Source organism: Candidatus Methanoperedens sp. (genome assembly GCA_012026795.1).
Classification (GTDB): Archaea; Halobacteriota; Methanosarcinia; order Methanosarcinales; family Methanoperedenaceae; genus Methanoperedens.
Genome location: VEPM01000001.1, coordinates 86,950 through 110,193 on the forward strand (window position 1 = coordinate 86,950; position 23,244 = coordinate 110,193).

Sequence of the window (23,244 nt, forward strand, 5' to 3'; positions counted from 1 at the left end):
TTATATAACAAAGCTTATAATTCAATTGATTAATATGGCTGAAGTTACCCTGAAAGAAATTCATAAAAATCTCATCTCAATCAAAAAAGATGTACATAAAATAAAGATATATTTTGAAGAAGACGATCTTGAACTTTCAGATGAAATTAAAAAACAAATAGAAATTTCACGAAAAACACCAATTTCTAAAATGATATCTCAAAATGAAGTTGAAATGGAATTTCTATGAGTTTTGAGATCTTTTGGGATCCCAAAGCAGTTTCACAACTTCAAAAACTACCTAGACAGATTTCTTCCAGAATAGTGAAAAAGATAAAATTGGTGGGTGAAACGGGGGTTGGTTTGGAAATTTTGAAAGAACATGAATATGGTTTCAAAATACGTATTGGTGACTATCGTGCATTATGCGATATATACTATAACCCTGGTAAAGTCATTATTAGAGTTGTAGAGCACAGAAAAAATGTATACAAAAAGTAGCACAAGGCTTATTTCATATATCAGGAGTTATTTTTCCTTGATTGGCTGATGCCGTTTTTGTAAGAGTGTAGTTAGAATCCCATTGCTGCAGCGGCGGTCCACCGCAATTGTATGCAGTTGAATCAAGGACTGCCAGCCAGTCGAAATCAGTGAGGCTTTGAGGAGTTAGTGCAAAGTAGGTTGAGTTCTTCGTACTGCCAGAGCGCTTCGGAAGAGCTGCAATTTCCGGGGTCGGTAATCCGTGGCCTCTGTGAGTCGGAATGAACCGCACCGGCCCTGGCGCAGCAGTCAGTCGCATCTCAAGAGTGCTTGCTTCGGGTCGGCCTATACCATTGGCATCAGAAACCCCTACCGCCGAACCGATGACAGCATAGTGCGAGCCGAACACCTCGTTAAGGTGCGATCCGACCGGCCACCATGTCAGCAGGTTAGCGCCTAATTGCCATTGTGTCTTCCCACACTGTAGATGGCTGTTGTGGGCAAAGGCGAACACTTTTCCCCGGCCATTCTCACTGGACACGATGTACTCCATATTATCCGCCATCAACGCATCACGAATGCCAAGAAGTCTGATAACCCGTTTGTTGGACTTTCGTGCCAGCTCAGCATGATAATTTAATAACTGCCGTGCTTCCGAGGCAAACTGCAAGGCTTCCAAATAGCGGTCTTTGTCGCTCTTTGCCACCAATTCCGGGCCGCGTACGCGCAGTTCTGAAATAAGTTCCTCTGTCTCAATCCGCAGCGCAGTCGCCGCTGGTGACAGGCCTACCGACTGTGTAGGGTCCATCATTGCAGCCGGGTTCTCCCAATCAGAATCCAGGCCAAGAAGCGGGTAGATACGTTCACGATACTCCTGGCCGCTGATACTATCAATTGAGGCGAGATAATCGAGAACAAAATGCAGGACCTGGTGTGGACTATCAGTACCAGTCATTTCGGTCGGACTGTCGAAGCCGTAGAACCGGAGTTTGACAGGATGTGTTGGATCGGCATTGAACGCCCTCATCCACTCCACAAGTTCCCGGTTTGCGTCGAGCCTTCCGAAGCCGTGGCTAAATCCGGTTTCCTGCACAGCCTCATACGATGCCGGGCCACGGCCGGACACGTACTCATTCACCAGGCGCGCCCGTGGGAAACTGCTCTCGATGGCGATGGCGGTGTAACCATGCGCCTCCACAAGGCGCTGGAAGAGCCGGTTGCGCAGTATTAGAATGTCCTTGCCGCCGTGGAGTGCCTCCCCAAAGCCAAGCAATTCCACCGAATCATCAAGCGAAGCAATAACCCTGTCAACGGAGGCGTTGAATGTTTCGGACGAATCGACGGAGAATGGAATCGATTCGCGTAGAATCCATTCATCGAGGGTGGTATACACCGGTTCTGAACTCCTCTGAACAAATAAACTTTTTTTCATTTTTTTTACTTTCTCTTCCTTAATATCTCAATTTCCTCTTTTCCGGGTATCCTCAGCACAAAACACCCATGACAGGGTTTCACATAAGGCATGATAATATCCTCATTATCAACAGCGATCGGTATAGGTGGGACTCCTACAAGATAATTATCAAATATCTTATAGCCTGCATCTACATAATAAATCTCTTTGAAATTTTTCTTTATGTATCCAGCACATTCCTTGAAAGAGCTGTTTGGGAGCAATATCTCATAATTCATCTCTTCAACGCAGCCCATGACTTCACCCCGTCTATCTGTGCCCGAAGCGGCGTAGGATTATGAACAGCCTTTGCAGCAATGATGATAGAATCCCCGCCTGCCTCAATGAGAGGTTCAATCTCTTTACCAAAAATCACGGCTATTGTCTTTGCTTTCGAAATTGATTTAATTGTCGCAAGATATGAAATCCCGCTGTCGCTGTGTATAAAAACAAAGCAAAGGTCAAAATCAAATGTCTTTTCAGCAAGAGCGCCGATGCACCTGTCAAGGTCCATTACTTTTTTAATATAATGTTTTTCAGGATCTGAATTAAGGAGTAGGCTTATAGCAGCTTTATTCCCGGCTGATGTGACTTCAAATCCTTCCTTATTCAATTTATTTGCTATATACAATGCCGCTGCTGTCTGAACCGGCAGTTCAGGGCATCCCATCATAAAAAGTGCTTTCATATGTTCCTTCCTTTTGATTTTTCATAATAGTCAATACGCTGTTTCAGGACACATGCCCCGCCTCTTACACCCCCGATCGGGTTTTTCGGGACTCCCATGGAGTTCATGCAGCGTGCCATGACAGCAGCGCCGCGGGCAAGGCCATCATCCACGAACACCACATGTTCCCCTGGTTCCTTATAAATACCGAGCTTTTCAATGCTTTTCAATATCAGGTAAGGTTTACATCCTGTTATAGAGGCCCTTCCTGTCAGGCCAATAGAGGTCTTCTCTGATATAAGCTGATGTTCGATTGCCAGTTTAACGATGCGCCCAACCATCTTTGCAGATACGAGATCAAGAGTTGCAAACATTGTTTTCAAACCGTGTTTTGTGTATAATTCAGAGCCAATACCTGTCAATTCAGGCAAAAGACTCCCATTTTCCCCGACATCGCACCCTATAAGGATCACGCCGATTTCTTTTGCGGCTTTTGGGTCGACCGGGACACTACCGTATCTGTTCACATTTTCAGGTACGATCTCAATTTTGATCCTGGAATGTATCTCATCAGCATATTTCCTGATAACACTGCCTTTTGAAAGCCATATCATACGTTCTTTAGTATCTTTGAACAGATCAAGGGCAGCGCCGTATCTCTTATCCACAAGACCTGTTCCCTTAATGACAGCATCGGGGATCGCACCTGCATAACCACAGAGGTTGGCAACAGTTCTCGCATAGGGGATCTCATCATTTGTAATCCGTCCTTTAAGGGTTGTCCCGAAGTCCATTGAAAAAACAGGGTTCCTGAAATCCACACCCGACCATTTGGCGCCTTCTTTGATACCCGCTGTTGCAAGTTCTCCTTCCATTTCATTTGCAACGATCTCAACCCCGGTTGATCCAACCGGAGGAAGAACACCTCCGACAGCTCCTGTAAATATGATCTTATCGATCAGCGTATTGTTTTTGAATTTTTGCGGGACATTATCAATAGACATGGCAGGCACCATTTTTTTTGGCGGTATTCCTGCAAGAAGACAACCGTCTGCAAGCGCTTTAATAAATTCCCCTACTTCATGGGGTGATGAAAAACCCGCGACAACACCTGTTGATCTCACAGCGAAATCAAGATCTGTCGTGATATCAAGATTCACAGCTTCATGAGCCTCAATAAGAGTATCCCTCACGAGTTCTGCAATTGATTCCCTGGTCAATGATACCCCGCTGAGGGTCGAGCCAAAAATCCTTTCGTTGGGTTTGGGTTTTCTCACGTCGCGGGTCATTTTAACGGTCTTGTTCAAAACCCGTGTACGCCCGTCTTTCATATTTGTAGCTGTCAGGATACATTTAGTTGTAGTATTCCCGACTTCTATAGATGCAACTATGAAAAAGGGAATGAACTCGCCTAATTTTATGTCCCCTTTAAGTTCGGACGGTTTGATAATCTGGCTCTGGGCGATTCTTGGCTTTTTGCCAAAAAAGCAGCTAATTACAAATTTAACCGGATTTTCCATTTCCATATTCACCTGTCTTTAATTTCCACTGGATGCGGCGCAGTATCCCGCGAAGGGTCTGCACCTCGCGTGCTGTTAATTGAGCCCGTCCTAATATCCTGCTTAGCATAAGCTTTGTCTTATCTTCTTTATATTCTTTATATTCTATATCATCCAGGACTTCATCAATATGCTCGTACAGGAGTTCAATATCAAAATGATCAGCTAAAAATCTATCTCCCCCTTCTATATCGCTGAGTTCATAGAGAACTACTGCAACGGCATGAGAAAGATTCATGCTTGGATAAGCGCGGCTTGTGGGAATACTGACTATGATATCACAAATTTCGAGTTCCTCATTTCGAAGCCCTGCATCTTCCCTGCCAAAAACAAGCGATATTGTTCCGTTATTCCCGGAGAGTTTTTCCTTCAATTGCCTGGGACTATATGCAGGTATCCTGAAATGTTTATTATCTGTTTTTCCTGGAAGTCCTGTCATTCCGATAATGGTATTTGAACCTTTCAGGGCATCTTCTATGGAAAATTCTATCCTGGCATTCTCGATAATATCATAGGCATGAACCGACATAATGCGAGCTTGCATATCAAGGTCGCATGGATTGAGAAGTACGAGTTCACTAAATCCAAAATTTTTCATGACGCGCGCAACAGAGCCTACATTCCCACTGTAGATGGGTTCGACAAGTACTATCCGAAAGTTTAGCATAGAAAAAGTTATAATATAGATATTCATTTATATAAGCATGGGTGAAAAGAAGCAGCTTAATGTGAGGATACCTTTAGAACTGCAAGAAAAAATAGAGGAAAGCGGCAGGCCTAAAGTGGATATTGTAATTGAGGCTCTTGAATTATATTTTGACAGCAAGAAACCGAAGGATGTAAGCGCAGAAGAGATCCCGGTTGAAAGCGCTGATAGTATCAACACATTGGAACCGGTTGAAAGCGATGAAATGAATAGAATTAAAAAAGAGGTAGAATTCCTCAGGGCAAAGGTAGATGACCTTCTCAAGCTGCTACATCAGGAACAGGTCCTTCATATACAGACACAAAGAATGCTTTCACCATCGCAAACTGAAAAGAAGAAGAAATGGTGGCAATTCTGGGGATAGGCAAAACGGCTTTATATTAGAATATCAGATGGAATACAAAAAAGAAGATGTGAACAAAATGGAAGAACTGATTGTCGATAATAAATACAAAATTCATTTTTCAAAAGAATTAATTAATCTATTCAAAATCAAGCCAAATGATCGTTTTCATATAAAGATAGAAAATAAGGACAAAATAGTCCTTGAAAAGGTTGAAAAAGTCAAAAAAGAGACAGATTCTTTGATCGAGATTCTGGATTCTCCCGCTCACATTAATATTAAAAAAATCAAACAAATCAATTTAAATGCTGTCGAGGAAGAGCTCTGGACAACATGAAAAAAATATTAGTTGATTCTAATATTTTCATTTTTGCAAATATCAAAGAATATCCTGAACATCCCCTGGCCAAAGCAAAGCTGAAACAATTAATAGAGGATCACAAATTGATCGTCAATGCTATTGTTATTTCTGAAGTTCAGTATAAGCTCTTTCGTCTTCTGGATAAGGAAGAGTCTTATCATAGAACAAAAAAGATACTGACATCCAGTTATGTTGAATATGAACCAATAGGTTATGACACTGTTTTGAATGCTTCTGAACTAAGTTACAAATCCAATGTCAAGATCAATGATGCAATAATCGCCCAACATGCAATGGATCTAAATGTTGAAAGTATATTCACGGATAATGTGAAAGACTTCGCAAAAATACTGGATTTGAAAATTGTTCCTTTGAAGTCTTAAATCAGAATGTTCTTCCTCACCCTTGATGAAGCTCTATGCCTTATTCACATTTCCTCGATCTTCTTGATACTCATAAGCGGATAATCCTTTTCTTCATCATAACGCATTTCTGCATGGGCAATTACATTTTTATAAAGCACCTGTAAACTTACATGCAGCATGCGTCCTTCCAGTTCACAATATCCGAATCCAGGATTTTGTTTTTTCTTGACCATTTCGCTATCTATAGTAACACTGATGCTTCTCACGAAAGGCTGGACTTCTATGCTTTCTTCGATTATCCTTGAAAGACCATCAAGCGTTTCCGTATTTATTGGCGTGCCGACGAACTGGTGATACAATGCACCAAGCTTTATCCCGGCTTCAAAAACAGCCCTGTCACGATTATTTATTTCTGTCATATAATTTCATACCTATTGGACTTAAAACGTAAACCATAATAAGGATAAACAGGAGCAATGAACCTTTTTTTACCAGGTCTGTTAATCCGAGATAAAATGCGGCAATATTGAACACAAGGACTATTACCAGGGGTGCAAGGGTAAGGGGATTTTTTATTTTGGGATAACTTACGGTGCTTACCATCAACAGTGATAAAATAACAAGAAGTGCCAAAAAAGCATATTCAAAATAAGGAACAATATCCTTTACCATGATAAATAATGCTACTATGAATCCACCTGCTGTTATGGGAATTCCTTCAAATCCATCCTTTTTACCTGAAACGTTGAACCTGGCAAGACGCAATGTGCCGCAAACCATGAAAAAAGCAGGAAAAACCAGCGCGAAATTTCCAAGATTTGAAAGAACAGTGTATGAAACAACCGCTGGCGCAACCCCGAACGAGATAACATCGGATAATGAATCAAGATTCGCGCCAAGAACACCGGTCCCGAAATACCTTGCCACCGCACCATCAGCGCCATCTGCTATTACTGCAAGAAGTATCATTATGAGCGCGATTTCCATCTCTCCGCGCAGGGTCATTATTATTGAGAACAATCCCAGTAACGCATTTACAAGAGTAATGATATCTGCCGGTTTAATGAGTTTCAGGATATTTTGTCCCATGCCTGTTTCCTTTTTAGAATATTTTGCCTTATATCTGTTTCCTTCTCTATATCTTATGTTCTTTATCTTTTTTCCTAGCAATTATAGTCTCGGCAGCTTTTACCTTATCATTCAGCCCGACTGTAAAAACATACCCTTCCGGTATCGTGACATCCACCCTGGAACCAAAACGTATCATTCCGATACGCTCCCCCCTCAACACATAAGTCCCTTCGCTTATGTATGAAACTATCCTCCGCGTCAGGACACCTGCGATTTGTGTTAGTTCAAGAGTCCCTGCTGCCGTACTAAATACAACATGGTTCCTTTCATTTACATCGGAATCCTTGTTAAATGCCGGGATATAACCTCCGGGCTTATAATCGATATGGGTGACTGTACCGGAAAGCGGTGCACGGTTCACATGGACATTATGGATATTCATAAAAATACAGACGGTCCTGTTCTGGATAGATATCACCTTTCCATCAGCAGGCGACACTATATCATCTTCATCTCCGGGCGGTGTTCTCTCCGGGTCGCGAAAGAATATAATGAAAAAAATTGAGAGGATAAACCCTATAACAAATAACAAAAATAAGATCGCTGATATCCCAAACGAGCCGGATATTTTAAATTTATTAAAAGCAACCAAGGACGCGATAGTAAAAAGAAAAATTCCCAGAATCCATGGGAACGAACCTTTAGCCATCATTCTTAAAAATTCCTCCCACAAGGTTCAGGACGCCATCGATCATATCGATTATCTCCGGAAGGATTTTAAGGACAGCATAAGCTACCAGGAATAATGCGATCAATGAACCTATTTTTGCTATTACGGTGTGTGCGATATAAAAACTCATTTCCGGATCGCCAAACCACATCATCCCGTAAGCATCAACTACAAAAACGTTTCTTATAAGATTTAAACCATATATTACGGGAACTGAGATAATGAAAGCCGGAGCCAGCCTCTTTATCGGGGCGTTGGCACTTGCTATTATCCCGATAAATAATGCTATACTTTCAATAGCCGTACATGCAAGGATTATTTCCACTTTATAGCCATTCACTGCTATCAGGTTCCAGTCAAGCCTTGTTATCGTTATTCCAAGGATCGATCCGGTCCATACGGTCTGGTCAGTGACTGTCGAGATTATCCATGAATTCATTGAAGGGATCCCGGAGAAGAGAAAATAAGAAATACCACTAATTGCGACAGCTGTGGTCATCATAGAAATAGAGGCCAGTGTGTCTATCCCATTTATTTTACCAAACAATCTCCTGTCCTTTTTTATCATAAGATAACCTATGAAAATGCTGAAAAACGCTGCAAAGATCGTCAGGGATACATTGACGTAATCTTCCAGTTCATAATAATGCTGCCACTGGAAAATCCAGTGTATTGAAAAAAACAGCCAGCTTACTCCTGCAAGAGGAAGTTTGATCTTATTATGAAGCGGTATAAGCGAAGCTATAATAAGCAATCCAAGCGCCAGCCAGATTATACTTTCTATCATGTTCCCAACCTGTTCATACCGCCAGTTATTATATATTTCATTGTGATCATATCAATTTCCGGATCAATGAAAATATATATCCGGTTTTATTTTTATCAGTTTCCTTTGTCAGAATATCCTCTACAACCTTATTAAATCTCTCATTATCCCTGATTTCCCTTACAAAAGCTTCCAGGATTATATTGTTGGACAATAATCTTGAAATTTTTACCATTGACAGGAAATCAAATTCTCTTTTCCAGACTTTTTCATATTCTGATAATGGATTATTTCCAGAAATCACATCCGGCAAGACTTCTGCCGCTATTTCACCTGAGCGCCGTGCATAATATATTCCTTCCCCATCAAAAGATGATACGAAGCCGGCAGCATCACCCGCAAGAATTGTACGGTTGGAAAACGTCCTCTTAACAGGCCCGTTTATCGGAATAAGCCCTCTTTCTCCGGGAATATCAGGATAGTCTTTATTGGAGGATGTTCCTGAAACGACATTTTTCTTTTTTGGTACGATCCATGAATATCCACCCGGAAAAAGATCCATTTCGAAAAAATCACCTGGTTCCTGGTATTTTATCTGCTGTGTACAATATGCATATTGCTTTGTTCCCCCGTAAAGCTGGCTCAGCTCTGATACTCCTGCAGCAACGATAACATAATCTGTAAGGACAATATCTTTTTCTGTATGTATTTTTGCACATGAGTCCTTTTCATTGATCGATAATACGAGATTTTTTTTCAATTCACTTCCATTATTTACCGCACGGGCAAGATTGAATGCATCAAAAGAATCGCGATTTATGGAATATTCAACAGTGTTCCTGTAAGAGATTTCCCCCTTTATCCCTTTGAAAGATAACCTGACTCCCTTTATTTCCCGCTCAACATAATTCCCATTTACTTCATACTTTCTTGCATATTGGGCAGTTAGTACGCCGGCACATATCTTTTTCTTATTACATGGATCAATTATCAGTGTTTTATGGCCCGATGCGGATAGTTTTTCGGCTGCAATTGAGCCTGCCGGACCTGCGCCTATTATAACCACATCATATTTCATGAACAAACCTCGAATCAAGTCGTCCAGTAAAAATATATGCAAAGTCAAATGCAAAAAGAAGAAGTAATCCATTAAATCCGGTCAAATCCAAAATGAAAAGCAGGAACACCCATATTTTCAGGAACAACCTGTATTTGAACAAAATGTCCAGGCCTGGAATATGAATTTTCTCACCCATTTCATCTAAAGATGCAAAAGTCGCGATCGTAAATACAAGCGGCGAGATTCTTACGCTGTTTAAAAAGACTATTGCAAGTATTGCAGCAAGACCGAAATAATGGCCTGTGCTGTTTATTTTTCCTGATATAAGACATCCAAGGATTATGCCTCCAAAAATGAGGGATGCATCAATATCAGAGATCATCATATATCCCATCAAAGATCCATATATAACTCCAAAAGGTATGGCAAAAAGTCGATTTATTCGCAGGTTCTTATCCGATATGTCGTCAGCAAGTTTTATCAAAGAACCGACCAGGCATCCAAGGATCAAAAGTGTTATTGATTGCACGCACCAGATGCTAATTTCATTAAGTAAATAGATTTCTATGAAAAGCTTAATTCATTATTAACTCATATACTCAGGTACTGATCTGAAAGTTTATTAAGTCTTATTAAATGGGGTGATTTTTCTGCCGCAGGAAATACGGAAAAGAGATGGAAGAATAGTAGATTTTGACAGGGCAAAGATAGCTAAAGCCATTTTTAAGGCATTTATAGCAACAAAAAGCCACAACGGTGAAAGAACAGAAGACCTTGCAGGCCAGGTTGTGGAACTTCTTGATAAGAGAATCACCGGAATACCCGGCGTAGAAGATGTGCAGGACGCTGTAGAGGAAGTTTTAATTAAAAACGGGTATACCGGCATCGCAAAAGCATACATATTATACAGGGAAAAGCGGGCCCAGATCAGGAAAGCCAAAGAATTCTTTGGTGTGCGGGATGAGCTGAAAATGAGTGTAAATGCTGTGCATGTCCTTGAGCGGCGCTACCTGTTAAAAGATGATAATGGGGAAGTTCTGGAGACCCCTTTGCAGCTCTTTGAAAGAATTGCAAAGGCTGTGGCTCTTGACCCTGAATCTGAGGAGGAATTCTTAAAAGTACTTGTGAACCTTGAATTTCTTCCGAACACACCCACTCTTATGAACGCAGGCACTGACATCGGACAGCTCTCTGCGTGTTTTGTGATCCCGGTAGATGACTCACTGATAAGCATTTTTGATGCCGTGAAAAGCATGGCGTTGATCCAGCAATCAGGCGGAGGGACAGGATTTTCCTTCTCACGCTTAAGGCCAAAAGGAGATATTGTAAAATCCACACAAGGGGTTGCTTCAGGTCCTGTTTCATTCATGAGGGTATTTGATACTACGACTGACATAATCAAACAGGGGGGGAAAAGACGCGGCGCAAATATGGGAATACTGAGGGCTGATCATCCGGATATTATTGAATTTATCACTGCAAAAACAAAGGAAGGATTCCTTACAAATTTCAATATATCAGTAGCTGTTGATGATAAGTTCATGAATGCGGTCAGGGAGGATAGCGATTATGAATTGATCAACCCCCGGAACCGGAACGTCGTGAAGAAAGTTAAAGCGCGTGATATCTGGAACCTTATAATAACGATGGCATGGAGAACAGGGGATCCTGGAATTATATTCATAGATGAGATCAACAGGCACAATCCCACGCCCCGCATAGGGGAGATCGAAAGCACGAATCCATGCGGTGAACTTCCTTTATTGCCTTATGAATCCTGCAACCTGGGCTCGGTAAACCTTGCTAAAATTGTGAAAAATGGTTCTATTGATTGGGAAAAGCTGGAAAAAACCGTAAATATCGGGATCAGGTTCCTTGATAATATAATTGATATCAATAAATATCCCCTTCCCCGGATCGAGGAAATTACAAAGGCGAACAGGAAAATCGGCCTCGGAGTAATGGGTTTTGCCGATATGCTGGTTCAACTGGGAATTCCTTATGATTCCGATGAAGCATTGGAAACTGCAGAAGAAGTGATGAGTTTCATCCAGGAAAAATCACATGCATCATCTGAAAAATTGGCGCAGGTCCGGGGCGCGTTTCCAAATTTTCCTGGAAGTATATATGAAAAACCCATACGTAACGCTACGGTAACAACAGTCGCGCCCACAGGTACAATAAGTATTATAGGTGGATGTTCAAGCGGTATCGAGCCTCTCTTTGCTGTTTCTTTTGTCAGGAACGTACTTGAGGGCACAAAACTCATTGAAGTAAATCCTTATTTTGAAGCCGTAGCGAAAGATAGGGGATTTTATAGTGAAGAACTGATGATGAAAATCGCAAAGACTGGAACGCTTGCAGGAATAAAAGAGATACCTGATGAAGTTAAACGGGTTTTTGTGACCGCTTTCGATATAGCTCCCCGGTGGCATGTGAAAATGCAGGCTGCATTCCAGAAATATAGCGATAATGCGGTTTCAAAGACCATAAATTTCCCGAATGACGTGGATATCAAGGAAGTCGAAAAAGCGTTCATGCTCGCTTATGAATTAAAATGCAAGGGGATCACAGTATACAGGTATGGAAGTAAATCCAGGCAGGTTTTGTACCTGGGGGATTCAGTGGATAAATATGTGTCTGTGGACTCTGAATATTCAGGAGGTTGCGCAGCGCCTGTGTGTCCGGTGTGATGTATTACCGTGATTTTTCAACAGGATAACAGGACATCTTATGTCAGTGCGCATAGATTTAAAGGGAAATATTGGGCTTATCCCATGATATATAAATACGTTTAAATAGTAAAACTTCAATTAGATTTAATAAAAGTATATGGAGGATTTTAATTATGGCAGGAGATATTCCATCAATGTTTGCATTGTTTACGACAATGTTATTATTGTATTTAGGATTGATAATTTTAATTGTTGCAGGTATATGGAAGGTGTTCGTTAAAGCTGGACAACCTGGGTGGGCAGCTATAATTCCCATATATAATATTTACATTCTTCTAAAAATTGCATGCAAGCCCGGATGGTGGTTAATTTTATATATAATTCCATTAGTGAATATTATTATTGCGATAATCGTTACAAGCAATATATCTAAGAACTTTGGAAAAGGAACTGGTTTTACTATAGGTCTTATTTTACTTCCTTTCATTTTCTATCCAATACTCGGTTTCAGTGATGCGACATACAAAAAATGTTAACACCATTTTTTTTAATAATACAGCCTCTTATTATCGATCTGTACCTTTGCCATTTCTACAGCATGTTTCGTATACTCTGTCCTGCTTATTTTCCCATGTGTGAGCCATCCGATAATACCTTCTTCGTAACCGATATCCGGTTTGTCCGTTAAAGGAATAAATGCCTCTGAGATGGTTATTCCTTCATCCACGACGCGCTTTGTGCATTCTGCAGGATATTCAAAAGAAGGCCCAAGACCAAGATATATCCGTGTGCCGTCAAAGATGGCACAGCAGCAGAAGTTCATATAACCGCTTATGGTTTCAGGCACGCGGGATATACCGTCCTCGATCCCTACCGAATATTCGCAATCCCTGAAAACAGATCTTGCCCTCGTAACTGCACCTTTGATAATTTCATCAAGGCTTGTGGGCTGCTCGCTGACCCCGGAATTGCATGCTGCGCCAATTACCTGGTACGAATTGAAGACCTCACTGACTGCTTTTATTTTATTCTTGTTCAAAGAAGCGACAATAATTACTTTTGTTCCTTTTCCAGGCATAACTTTCCTTTTTTCTTGAAATATGGCCATCCGGTCTTACAAAGATGAACTCTTCCGATCGGGTCTTCTCTTACCCAGTCCATAAGATAGAAGAACTGCGCTTTATATTCATCCACTGTTTCCTCAACAATGGGGGGCGGATCAGGGACACCAAGTCTTCGAAGATATTCAATAAACATCTCTTCTCCTTTTTGCTGGGCAATACCATCGATTTTACAGACCTTGAATTTATAGCTCTCATTCTTTAGCCATTGTGCTGTCTTATCATGAATACAGCCTGAGCATATCTCGATATCTTCATCCTTGCTGACATTCAATTTTTTGATACCTTCTTCAACAATATTTTTTGCTTCTGTAAGATATGCTTTCTTCTTGAACATTTCAAGGTTGAAGCATTCTATCGGGATAATATCGTAATAGGTCTCAGATGTCTCTTTCCTGATAACGATGATACCCACACCTCCGATGGGTGTTCCCCATCCCTGGTCATCAATCTGGACCGTCATAAGCCATTGATAGATTTTTAAATATTTGATAGTATCTGTGATATAGAGTCCATATCAGTATGGGTTTCGAAAAAATATGATAATGATCATCTTGATGAGTAAAGTTTAAATAACTTTGAGGTAATATTATCTTATGGTGAGATTCATCTTGCAAAAGACGAAACATATACATCCAGATATCGACTGGAACGCACTTGATGAAAGCTGGGCCGACCAATATGAAGATGATTATGGTTGTCGTTTTTCAAACCTGCATTTTAATAGCATCAAAAGATATATTCACGCACCTCAACTTGAGGAAGGTGTGGCAGGTTCTGTTTAGAATAATATTCTTCTCAATAACTTAATATTTCTCGTAACGTTTCTGAAATCGCATCCATGTCAGCCCTGGTGACGGATGGATGAACAGGCAAAGAAATGACTTCTTCGGAAGCTTTTTCCGAGACAGGAAGAGAATCGCTGTATCCCAGGTCTTTATAAAGCGGTTGTTTATGAATGGGCAATGGGTAATATATTCCTGTTCCGATCCCTCTTTCATTCAACAACGATACGATTTCATCCCTGTTAAAAGCATTATTTATTCTTACGGTAAACTGGTGGAATATATGTTTGCAGCGCCTATCAACACAGGGAAGGCTTATTCCTTTAGTATTATCCAATGATTTTGATAAATATTGTGCGTTCCTTATCCTTGAATCATTGAACCCGTCAACTTTCTTTAACTGGACTAAACCAATAGCTGCTGCAATATCTGTCATGCGAAGATTATATCCTAACATTTCGTGGTAATATCGCTGTCTTGAACCGTGTGACCGTATCATTTTCGCTTTTTCTGCTATGGTTTTATCGTTCGTTGTAATTATCCCGCCTTCACCTGTGGTCATATTCTTTGTGGGGTAAAAGCTAAAAGTGCCTGTTCCGAATGAACCTGCTTTTTTCCCTTCAAAGGTTGCGCCATGTGCCTGGCAGGCATCCTCTATAATTACGAGATCATTATCCTGTGCAATTTCCATTATGCTTTTCATATCTGCTGACTGCCCATACAGATGAACGGGAATAATGGCTTTTGTTCTGGGGGTTATTTTCTCTGTGATCCTCTCAGGGTCAATGTTAAAAGTGTCTTCTTTTATATCTGCAAAAACGGGTTTTGCGCCTGTAAATAAAACTGAATTTGATGTAGCTGCGAAGGTAAAAGGGGGAGTTATGACTTCGTCCCCATTCCCGATTCCATGAGCCAGCAGTGCAGTGTGCAGTGCAGCAGTCCCGGAATTCACTGCAACGGCATGGGAAGTTCCGACATAATCAGCAAAATTTGATTCAAAATCCTTAACTTTCTGGCCTTCTGCAATTACACCTGATCTCATTACCTCAACAACTGCGCTTATTTCTTCTTCACCGATTATGGGTTTTGCTATGGGGATCATAAATATCTAAATATTATTTAAGATTTTTAATTCTTCTGGTAGTTCTTTAAACCTGGCTGGAAAACCTATCGCCAGTTTCCATGGAGGCACATCCTTTGTGACAAGTGCGCCTGCTGCGACCATTGCACCTGTGCCTACTTCAATTCCCGGTAAAATGGTGGAATTTGCTCCAAGGGAAGCGCCTTCTCGAAGTATCGGCCCTTTCAGGCCGGATTCAGTCCTTATCGGGTATTTATCATTTGAAAGCACAGCGCAGGGTCCAATGAAAACATGGTCTTCAATAACAACATTCAGGGGGATGTACACATTTCCCTGGATACTGACATTATTTCCAATAATAGTCCGCCCGTCAAGAATTGTATTTGTACCAATAAGCACATCGTTACCGATTCTCGTCTCTTCGCGTACCATGACATTGTGTCCTGTCCGGAAGTTATTCCCGATCTCAACATCAGAATATATAGTCGAATTTGACCTTATTACAGCATTATCCCCGATATGGGCGCCTTTGAAGGGCATGTTTTTAATATTGGTATCTAAATCAGGCCCTGAAGATGCGGCAATTTTCAGGAGATTGGCTGTGGGATGTCCAATAATGACCCCATCGCCAATTATCGCGTTCTTTCCGATAGAGCTTTCCCCGTATATTTTAACACTTCCCGATCTTATCATAGATTGTTATCCCGGGATTATAATCCCGATAATGCTAAAAACCGCAGTGACTGCATACATGGCGTAAGTAGCCTGCTTTTCGTTCACTCTTTTATAGTATGGTAGTACCCATTTTAATGTCAGGTTATTAGGTACTTCAAGTGTGCCATCCTCTCTGACTTTCCCGAACTTGACCTGCGGATACTTCCTGGCGCGCCAGTAAACATACATCAGGAAATTAATTGTATGGGGCAAGAGCATGATAAAACCGCTGACAATAAAGCCCTGCATCACTATCAGAACGCCAATTGCAGACCCGACTGTAAGTGAGCCCACATTTCCCCAGAATATCCGTGATGGATACCGTTCAAACAGGAAGAACCCGAATGTTGCACCTGCTATGGCTATTATTGAAAAAATCGAAATGATATTATCAAATGACCCGTTTATGATGGATTTTGTTATCAGGGAAACAAGGATAATGACTGAAAGTCCTGAAGACATGCCATTAAATCCTGAATGCATATTCACAAGGTTTGCTGTCACAAGCACAAAAGTCGGGACAATCAACTGGCTATAGAAGATCCCGAGCTCCACATTTCCAACAAACGGGACCGCGATCAGGGAACGGGTCGCATAATGCATCAAAGGATATGAACAATAATACATAAGAACAAGTTTGGCGGGTCTCCCAATATCTATCATATCATCAAGGATACCAAACAGGCCAAATAGAAGTATTACATTTAATAGTACATAATTTACAGCATCAAAATTATAGAAAATTGAATTGATTGACATTGAGAAAAGGACAGCAAGCATAATTGCAATTCCGCCACCTGTCGGAACCATCTGGCTACCCTTCTTATAGTAGTCTTTTACGACCAGTCCCCTTTTAGTTAGTTTTCGTATGAGATAAGGTGTGGTAGCTAATATGATAAAGAAAGGAAACAGGAATACCAGACTTATTTCAAGAATTTGATAGAAATTCATACATTGGCTTGTAAATGAGGGTAATAAATTATTCTTCTTTGTCTTTCCTGTGCTGGAGTAAGAATACAAGGCCGATAATTGCTGCTACCGGCAGGGCTACAGTAGGAAATTCAGGGGTGGGTGTTATCTGGACTCTTATTACTGAATCCGCATCAAAAGGATCCGGATTACCAACCCAGAAAACCTTATATTTCAATAGATAATTGTTATTTGATTCCAATTTATTATTATAAGTTACAATAAAAGTTGCCGGGCTTTTCCAGCCCAGCGGATTTGAATTTTCTATCTCTGATCCGTTATGTGTAACCCCATCGGGATCCTTGATTGAGATTATAAATTTATCTGCAGGATTAAACCCGACCCCATCAATTATAAATTTGGAAATAGCAGGCCCATCAGATGTTATATTTACGGTCTGGCTTTTACCTTCATTTACATTTAATGAAATCGGATTGGGATTTGCATCTATACCAGCAGCCAATGCAATCCCTGTCATCGTTATCATCGCCCCGATTAACGTCGTAATCGTTATAAATTTATTCATCATGTTATTTTAATCACTCTTATATACATATTTATGTACATTCTAACTCATAAGCCACCATAGCCGTTGAGTAAATTAGTTAATTATACCATTCTAATCAATATATATGTATCTCTCTTAATAGATAAAAAATCATCGTTATACTCATAATCATAATTTAATGTGGATATTTTACTTGTTCAATAGCATATCATGTTTTCTATCCAATACCAAGGTTAATTAATAATAAGCTAAATGGAATTGTATAATGAAAAAAAATTGTTATAAAAATACGAATATCGAATTTAAAGCTTTACTGATACTGTCTGTCCTGTATGCCATGTTAATTTTTTACCTTTCTTCCAGATCAAGTTTTGATAACATAGGATCTATTTCAGGTTTGTTAAATATTGAATTTATAAGAAACATATTTTATTATTTTTCAAACTCTGATTTAAACTTCTTTTTGTTCCCATTTTATATATTCTATAAGCAGCCGGATAAGCTGGCGCATTTAATTCTGTATGCGGGATTTGGAATTTTGTTATATAACACATTAAAGAACTCTCATGACCCAACATTACATAACCATGCCCTACTGTTTGCGATAATTATTGGAACAATATATGGTGCAAGTGACGAAATCCACCAATCATTTGTCCCTGGTAGAACAGCAAGTTTTTGGGATTTGGCTGCAGATATCACAGGAGTGATCATGGCGCAAACAGTAATCTTTATAAAAGATAAATTATGTATAAGAAACAGGATTTTTTCTATATCAACTAAATAAGGCATAGCTAAATGAAAGAAAACAGGACAATTGAAAACCTTAACAACCGATTAATTAATAATCTGGATTTAGTTTTTATCCCGATACTTGTCATTTTAGCTATAATCTTCGTCCTGATACCTTTTTTTAACCAGGGATTACTGAGAATTATCTTTGCGTTACCTTTGATATTCTTCCTTCCCGGGTACCTGCTTATTGCAGCAATGTTCCCAAAGCGCGGGGAATTAAGTTCAATTGAAAGATTTACATTTAGCATCGTCTTTAGCATAACAATAATTGTTTTTGACGGATTTGGCCTTAACTATACCCGGTGGGGTTTTAAGTCCGATTCGATAACATTAAGTTTATCTTTGATTATCGGGATTCTTTTCTTATTAACATTTATCCAGAGATGGAGATATGGAAAAGAAAGTTATAGTTTTACCATTTCGGATATAAGATCTTTTTATCATATCCTCAAAAATAAAGATCCCGAAACCGGGCCTGATCATACTCTTGAAAAGATGCTGATCAAAACAATGATAATATCCATACTTATTGTCAGTGCAATGATGATCTATGCAAAAGTGACTACCGAACCTGAGAAATTTACATCTCTTTATATCCTTGGCTCAGATGGAAAAGCTGAGAACTATCTGACTGAAGTCAGCATTGGCGAACCTTATTCAATATTGGTAGGAGTAGAAAATTATGAATATGCACCTGTAAATTTTACGCTCAGGGTGAGTTTCGGAGGAAAATATCTGAAAGAATATCCTGTTATTCTGGATCACAATAGTAAATGGCTAAACAATGTCACATTTGTACCTGAACTGGTATCTTTTATAGCGCGTGGGGATAAAACAAAATTGGGGTTCGAACTATTTAGAGACAATAAATCTTACAGGGAAGTCCATCTTATGGTTAACGTCAACCCGGATTCAGTCAAATTCTCAGAACTTCCCGACCTCATTAACGGCGATATGGAATCAGATAAGGGCTGGTTGTTTTCCGGAAGCAGTCCTGATATCAAAGGTAGCTATATAAATGAAACAATCTCCTCCAGAGTTTATGAAATAAGCTATAGCTCAAAAAATCCTGGTTCCTCTGGAATCATATATCAGGATCTAACGACCCGGGGGGATGTACTGGCAATGCTTTCATTTGATGTCATGGATTCGGAGTATTCAAATACATCATCAATTGCATTCAAACAGGCATTACTTGACGGACAGGTCATATGGGAAACAAGGATCGGGGATAATAATAACACCTGGGCACATATTGAAGTGCCGGTACTGTTGTCGGGGAAGAATACTCTTGCATTTCGGGTTTACAGTAATTCAACCGATGATCTGGAAAGAACTGTCCTGTGGGATAATATAAAATTAAAACTTTTTAAAGGCGGATTGCCTCGATTAGGAGATACTCTGGAAAGGAAGGGTCTGGCAGTTAAGTTATATAATTTTTCGAACACTGAAAATTTCTCTTCATTAAATTTTATAATTGAAAATACAGGAAAAATAGAGAAAAATGTGAGTTTAAAACCAGCTCCTGTCATAATCGATGATCTTGACAATCAATATGAGATGTTAGGAATCGGATTGAATGACCGGGTAAAAATATCGCCAGTTTATCCCGGAGTCTTAAAGAAAGGAACGATAAGTTTCAGGCCGGTAAATAATAGTGCAAAAGATCTCAGGATAATCCTATATCTGAATGGGGAGAAGTACGAATTCAACTATCATGTCGAACCGAAAATACTAGGCGAGGATGGGGATACATCTGATAACATAAATGCAACTATGGGAGATATAATTACTAAAAATGGATTTGAGGTCATGTTAAATGGCTTTCAAAACGCACCTGGAGTGACTTCCCAGGTCAGTATTTCTGTCAAGAACATAGAAAGTGAAGAGAAACCATTTAAATTAAATCCATCTGCGATGCTGATCGATGATCTTGGCAACCAGTATGGGATGGTTATAATCCAGAGAAGCGGCCAGATAAAACAGACCACTGTTTATTCCGGGGCAATAAGAAGAGGTATTATATTTTTCAAGCCAATAAATCCTGATGCAAAAGATCTCAAGTTGATTCTATATTTAAATGAAAATAAATATGAATTCAATTTCAAAGCACAAGCAATAACATTGGAAGAAAAGGGTTTTTCCAATAATATTTCAAAAGAAATAAATGCTGGTCCGGGAGATACGATCACTCAGGATGGATTTGCTTTGATGTTAAAAGGATTTCAAAACACTCCTGGTTGGTATTCCCAGGTTGATATTGCTGTCAAAAATATGGAAAATGAAAGAAAGCAATTTTACCTATCTCCGATAATTATTGATGATCTGGGCAACCAATACGAGGGCATTAATATCCAGAGAAGCACCCAGATAAAATTATCCCCCATATATCCCGGGGTTGTAAGGAGAGGTTCTATGTTTTTTGAAGAAATAGATCCTGATGCAAAAGACCTCAGGGTGATTATGTATTTGAACGGGAAGATGTACAAATTTGGCTTAAAGGCCGAATCAAAAGTATTGGGCGATAGTGATCTTCAAGGCGATATATCGGCCTATTTTCCGATTAATGCTACTATGGGAGAAGCACTCACCCGGGGTGGATTAGAAATAAAACTAAAAAGCTTTCAAAATACTCCTGGCTGGAATTCCCAGGTTTTTATTGAAGCCAGGAATATTGAAAATGAAGACAAACAATTCAAATATAATTTGTCTCCGGTACTCATCGATGATCTTGGCAATCAATATGAAATGGTTAATATCAAAAGGAACAATAAGATAGAACAAACTACTATAGCCCCACTTGCCCGGATAGAAGGTGCAATACTTTTTGAGCCGATAAAGGCAGAAGCAAAATATATTATATTTGTTTTGCCCATTTCTTCAGATAAATATATATTTGGTTTTGAACAGAAGAATACTTTCATTTAATCCGGTTCAATGCCATCATTATTCCAAAACTGATTATTATGAAAATAAACCATCCGATGTATACATGGACAAACATCATTTTTTCAATGCCATAATAATAACCAATAATATATAATATTGAAACCCTTATCAAATTAGAAAAGTAAGAAATGATTACAGCTAAAAATATCAATAAATAGATCTTTTTATTTTCAGTGATATGTTCTATCTTAACATATCCCACAATAATGCCTAAAAGCAGCATCATTGAATAGAGGCCAGAGCAGGGTCCGCCTATTACAACGGTAGCATCTTCAAAACCATTGAAATGAACGGTCTCAATCCCGACAATATGCAGGTCAATATTCGTTAAAGAGGTTGCAATGAAAAGAGAGGGGAGCAGTACAAAATAATGGTCAAAATCATGAATGAAATCATTTTTTAGAGATGGTAATATTACATAGAACAAAAGGAATAATAGAATAAATGTTCCGGACATGTATATTCCGAATTCGCCCGTCTGCCTGTACTTGCCTGCACCATAAACGATAAAAGATATGCCCATAAAAAGAGCCATGGAATCAAGAGTACCGAGCTGATTCATGGCCTTTAGATTATATAAGATATCGGCAAATAATATAAATATTCCAAGCACAATGCAAGATTTTGAGCTTTTTGTTATGTATGCGCCCTGAAGCTTAAACTGTGTTGTAAGTCCCAGACTAATGAGAAACATTAGGATTCCTATCGGGATGGAGCCTTCACTGAATTGAATTGTTGCGCCTGTGAAAAAAGCCAGTACAAGTAGAACTACCAGGACATTATGTTTTTGCGTATTAATAATCTTCACCAGTGATCATATTATATAAGGATAAGCTATATATAATCTCGGGATTAATTTAACTGTAAGAAAAATAAGTGTTGGAAGCATCAATCATGTTTTTGAAAAATCAGAACAGGAAGCTATCGGAATTTTCATGAGCACTTTGAAAAGAATTTCATTGTTTATATTTCTCATAATTTTTCCATTGATAGTGGGAATACTTATTGATAGGGCCAGGGTACTGATCGGGGTTTTTATTTTACTGGTTATTATTGTATGGTTTATAATAATCAATGCAAACAAATTCATATTGCTTCTTTATAAGGCACGACCAGCTCTTTTGGCAGACCTGCCCGGGATCCAGGAAAAGGTCCGGATACTTTCAGCAAAATATGGTGTGACTGCGCCGTCCATCTATATGACCGGGGCAGGACTTCCGGGCAGTTTTATTATTGGCAATGATATGCACAGGACCATTATTGTTGTTCCAACAAGGTTATCGACCCTATTAAATAGTGATGAAATTGAAGCAGTGCTTGCACATAATATAGTGCAGATAGATAATAATATTCAAAAAAGGACCATTGTTGCCCTGATAACTGCAATCATGACCATGCCTTCCATGGCAATTCGCTGGGGGGCGGCATTTACAGGATTTGGTGATTATGATGACCCTGCGCCGAAGCTATTCGGATTATTTATAATGGGGCTAACTGCGCCTCCTGCCGCAGCCCTTATTCAATCATTATCAGAAGAAGATTATGACACAAAGGCCATAACCCTTTCAAAGAATTCTGAGGCATTTATTTGTGCGATCAAGCGTCTTGAGTCTGATAATGTCACAGGTTATTCATCTCTGGGCTTCCTTTGTCTTGTTGATCCGCAAAAGGAAACATTTTTCGAATATCTATTCAATGTTCATTCTTCCCAGGAAATACGGGCACAGAAATTGAGGAGAAAATAATATGATCGAGCTACACTTTGATCTAAAATTTAGAATGAAGACCTGGAAGAAAGCACTGGCGTTCAGTTTTCTTTTTTATCTGATCATATTGTCCATATTTATTATCATATTAACTTTTACATTAAAAGATTTTAACTATAAAGTAATATTTATGTACTTTGCATCCGGCATGACTTTGTTGATACTGGGCTTTCTTCAGATGTTCAGGATATTCAAAGCCAGATTCGTTTAAAAAGAACATCAAATCTATCTAAATCTAAATGATCATCACAATACCACATCACAATGATGATTATAATACTCAATATTTTATTTTTTAACAGCGATATATTTATATCTTTTGAGGGGTTTGTATGGTTCGG

General features: G+C 39.4%; 29 protein-coding genes. 11 read left to right on the forward strand and 18 right to left on the reverse strand.

Annotated elements, in window-relative coordinates; genetic code table 11:
• Positions 1-34 precede the first annotated feature (34 nt).
• Entirely contained in the window at positions 35-229 is a 195-nt protein-coding gene (locus FIB07_00540; protein ID NJD51337.1) for a hypothetical protein, read from the forward strand.
• Positions 226-480, forward strand: a complete 255-nt coding sequence (locus FIB07_00545) for a type II toxin-antitoxin system RelE/ParE family toxin (GenBank protein ID NJD51338.1) — start codon at positions 226-228, stop codon at positions 478-480. The genes FIB07_00540 and FIB07_00545 overlap by 4 nt, the downstream gene beginning before the upstream one ends.
• A gap of 13 nt (positions 481-493) precedes the next feature.
• On the opposite strand, the gene FIB07_00550 is transcribed toward FIB07_00545, so the two are convergent.
• From FIB07_00550 to FIB07_00570, 5 genes are read right to left on the reverse strand one after another with little or no spacing between them, the layout of a single operon-like run.
• A complete protein-coding gene (locus FIB07_00550) occupies positions 494-1,891 on the reverse strand; it encodes an erythromycin esterase family protein (protein ID NJD51339.1) in 1,398 nt (465 codons plus the stop codon).
• 5 nt (positions 1,892-1,896) lie between these two features.
• A complete protein-coding gene (locus tag FIB07_00555) occupies positions 1,897-2,169 on the reverse strand; it encodes a DUF1894 domain-containing protein (protein ID NJD51340.1) in 273 nt (90 codons plus the stop codon).
• Complete coding sequence (locus tag FIB07_00560; GenBank protein ID NJD51341.1) at positions 2,148-2,600, reverse strand: DUF1890 domain-containing protein; 453 nt, start codon at positions 2,598-2,600, stop codon at positions 2,148-2,150. Before FIB07_00560 ends, FIB07_00555 begins: the two co-directional genes overlap by 22 nt.
• The gene (locus tag FIB07_00565; protein ID NJD51342.1) at positions 2,597-4,099 is read right to left on the reverse strand and encodes a methanogenesis marker 14 protein; all 1,503 of its coding nucleotides are present in this window, start codon (positions 4,097-4,099) and stop codon (positions 2,597-2,599) included. The genes FIB07_00560 and FIB07_00565 overlap by 4 nt, the downstream gene beginning before the upstream one ends.
• Complete coding sequence (locus FIB07_00570; GenBank protein NJD51343.1) at positions 4,083-4,805, reverse strand: RNA methyltransferase; 723 nt, start codon at positions 4,803-4,805, stop codon at positions 4,083-4,085. Before FIB07_00570 ends, FIB07_00565 begins: the two co-directional genes overlap by 17 nt.
• 37 nt (positions 4,806-4,842) lie before the next feature.
• On the opposite strand from FIB07_00570, the gene FIB07_00575 reads away from it, so the two are divergent.
• From FIB07_00575 to FIB07_00585, 3 genes are read left to right on the forward strand one after another with little or no spacing between them, the layout of a single operon-like run.
• Positions 4,843-5,208 carry a hypothetical protein gene (locus FIB07_00575; GenBank protein NJD51344.1) on the forward strand — a complete coding sequence of 122 codons (366 nt, stop codon included), beginning with the start codon at positions 4,843-4,845 and terminating at the stop codon, positions 5,206-5,208.
• Between the two features lie 28 nt (positions 5,209-5,236).
• Positions 5,237-5,524: a hypothetical protein gene (locus FIB07_00580; GenBank protein ID NJD51345.1), complete on the forward strand. Its 288-nt coding sequence runs from the start codon at positions 5,237-5,239 to the stop codon at positions 5,522-5,524.
• On the forward strand, positions 5,521-5,931 hold the full coding sequence (locus FIB07_00585; protein ID NJD51346.1) for a PIN domain-containing protein: 411 nt from the start codon (positions 5,521-5,523) through the stop codon (positions 5,929-5,931). Before FIB07_00580 ends, FIB07_00585 begins: the two co-directional genes overlap by 4 nt.
• Positions 5,932-5,975: 44 nt before the next feature.
• Here the strand turns inward: FIB07_00585 and FIB07_00590 are convergent, their stop codons facing one another.
• The 6 genes from FIB07_00590 to FIB07_00615 are packed head-to-tail and all read right to left on the reverse strand — an operon-like array spanning position 5,976 to position 10,069.
• Positions 5,976-6,332, reverse strand: a complete 357-nt coding sequence (locus tag FIB07_00590) for a hypothetical protein (protein ID NJD51347.1) — start codon at positions 6,330-6,332, stop codon at positions 5,976-5,978.
• On the reverse strand, positions 6,316-7,002 hold the full coding sequence (gene pssA / locus FIB07_00595; protein ID NJD51348.1) for a CDP-diacylglycerol--serine O-phosphatidyltransferase: 687 nt from the start codon (positions 7,000-7,002) through the stop codon (positions 6,316-6,318). The genes FIB07_00590 and pssA overlap by 17 nt, the downstream gene beginning before the upstream one ends.
• 46 nt (positions 7,003-7,048) lie before the next feature.
• The gene (locus tag FIB07_00600) at positions 7,049-7,696 is read right to left on the reverse strand and encodes a phosphatidylserine decarboxylase (protein NJD51349.1); all 648 of its coding nucleotides are present in this window, start codon (positions 7,694-7,696) and stop codon (positions 7,049-7,051) included.
• Complete coding sequence (gene artA / locus FIB07_00605; protein ID NJD51350.1) at positions 7,686-8,501, reverse strand: archaeosortase A; 816 nt, start codon at positions 8,499-8,501, stop codon at positions 7,686-7,688. The genes FIB07_00600 and artA overlap by 11 nt, the downstream gene beginning before the upstream one ends.
• Positions 8,502-8,547: 46 nt before the next feature.
• Positions 8,548-9,630 carry an NAD(P)/FAD-dependent oxidoreductase gene (locus FIB07_00610; protein NJD51351.1) on the reverse strand — a complete coding sequence of 361 codons (1,083 nt, stop codon included), beginning with the start codon at positions 9,628-9,630 and terminating at the stop codon, positions 8,548-8,550.
• Positions 9,548-10,069, reverse strand: a complete 522-nt coding sequence (locus FIB07_00615) for a hypothetical protein (GenBank protein ID NJD51352.1) — start codon at positions 10,067-10,069, stop codon at positions 9,548-9,550. The genes FIB07_00610 and FIB07_00615 overlap by 83 nt, the downstream gene beginning before the upstream one ends.
• A gap of 121 nt (positions 10,070-10,190) precedes the next feature.
• Between FIB07_00615 and FIB07_00620 the strand changes: the two genes are divergently transcribed.
• Positions 10,191-12,233 (forward strand): adenosylcobalamin-dependent ribonucleoside-diphosphate reductase, encoded by a 2,043-nt coding sequence (locus FIB07_00620; GenBank protein NJD51353.1) that lies wholly within the window; start codon positions 10,191-10,193, stop codon positions 12,231-12,233.
• A 197-nt stretch (positions 12,234-12,430) separates the two neighbouring features.
• A complete protein-coding gene (locus FIB07_00625) occupies positions 12,431-12,751 on the forward strand; it encodes a signal peptidase I (protein ID NJD51354.1) in 321 nt (106 codons plus the stop codon).
• A gap of 11 nt (positions 12,752-12,762) precedes the next feature.
• Here FIB07_00625 and yjjX read toward each other — a convergent pair whose 3' ends face one another.
• The 6 genes from yjjX to FIB07_00655 all read right to left on the reverse strand — a co-directional run bounded on the left by yjjX (position 12,763) and on the right by FIB07_00655 (position 17,372).
• Positions 12,763-13,323 (reverse strand): inosine/xanthosine triphosphatase, encoded by a 561-nt coding sequence (gene yjjX / locus FIB07_00630; protein ID NJD51355.1) that lies wholly within the window; start codon positions 13,321-13,323, stop codon positions 12,763-12,765.
• Complete coding sequence (locus FIB07_00635) at positions 13,269-13,799, reverse strand: hypothetical protein (protein NJD51356.1); 531 nt, start codon at positions 13,797-13,799, stop codon at positions 13,269-13,271. Before FIB07_00635 ends, yjjX begins: the two co-directional genes overlap by 55 nt.
• A gap of 335 nt (positions 13,800-14,134) precedes the next feature.
• On the reverse strand, positions 14,135-15,223 hold the full coding sequence (locus tag FIB07_00640) for a DegT/DnrJ/EryC1/StrS family aminotransferase (GenBank protein NJD51357.1): 1,089 nt from the start codon (positions 15,221-15,223) through the stop codon (positions 14,135-14,137).
• 6 nt (positions 15,224-15,229) lie between these two features.
• Complete coding sequence (locus FIB07_00645; protein ID NJD51358.1) at positions 15,230-15,895, reverse strand: N-acetyltransferase; 666 nt, start codon at positions 15,893-15,895, stop codon at positions 15,230-15,232.
• Positions 15,896-15,901: 6 nt separating this feature from the next.
• Positions 15,902-16,867 carry a UDP-N-acetylglucosamine-1-phosphate transferase gene (locus FIB07_00650; protein NJD51359.1) on the reverse strand — a complete coding sequence of 322 codons (966 nt, stop codon included), beginning with the start codon at positions 16,865-16,867 and terminating at the stop codon, positions 15,902-15,904.
• Positions 16,868-16,895: 28 nt separating this feature from the next.
• Positions 16,896-17,372 (reverse strand): PEF-CTERM sorting domain-containing protein, encoded by a 477-nt coding sequence (locus tag FIB07_00655; GenBank protein ID NJD51360.1) that lies wholly within the window; start codon positions 17,370-17,372, stop codon positions 16,896-16,898.
• 286 nt (positions 17,373-17,658) lie between these two features.
• Between FIB07_00655 and FIB07_00660 the strand changes: the two genes are divergently transcribed.
• Together FIB07_00660 and FIB07_00665 are read left to right on the forward strand one after the other, a co-directional pair.
• Positions 17,659-18,180 (forward strand): hypothetical protein, encoded by a 522-nt coding sequence (locus FIB07_00660; protein NJD51361.1) that lies wholly within the window; start codon positions 17,659-17,661, stop codon positions 18,178-18,180.
• An 11-nt stretch (positions 18,181-18,191) separates the two neighbouring features.
• Complete coding sequence (locus FIB07_00665; protein NJD51362.1) at positions 18,192-21,116, forward strand: DUF1616 domain-containing protein; 2,925 nt, start codon at positions 18,192-18,194, stop codon at positions 21,114-21,116.
• Here FIB07_00665 and artC read toward each other — a convergent pair.
• Positions 21,109-21,948 (reverse strand): archaeosortase C, encoded by an 840-nt coding sequence (gene artC, locus FIB07_00670; protein NJD51363.1) that lies wholly within the window; start codon positions 21,946-21,948, stop codon positions 21,109-21,111. The genes FIB07_00665 and artC overlap by 8 nt on opposite strands.
• Positions 21,949-22,072: 124 nt before the next feature.
• On the opposite strand from artC, the gene FIB07_00675 reads away from it, so the two are divergent.
• Positions 22,073-22,882 (forward strand): hypothetical protein, encoded by an 810-nt coding sequence (locus tag FIB07_00675; GenBank protein ID NJD51364.1) that lies wholly within the window; start codon positions 22,073-22,075, stop codon positions 22,880-22,882.
• Between the two features lies 1 nt (position 22,883).
• Positions 22,884-23,114 (forward strand): hypothetical protein, encoded by a 231-nt coding sequence (locus FIB07_00680; GenBank protein NJD51365.1) that lies wholly within the window; start codon positions 22,884-22,886, stop codon positions 23,112-23,114.
• Positions 23,115-23,244: the final 130 nt, after the last annotated feature.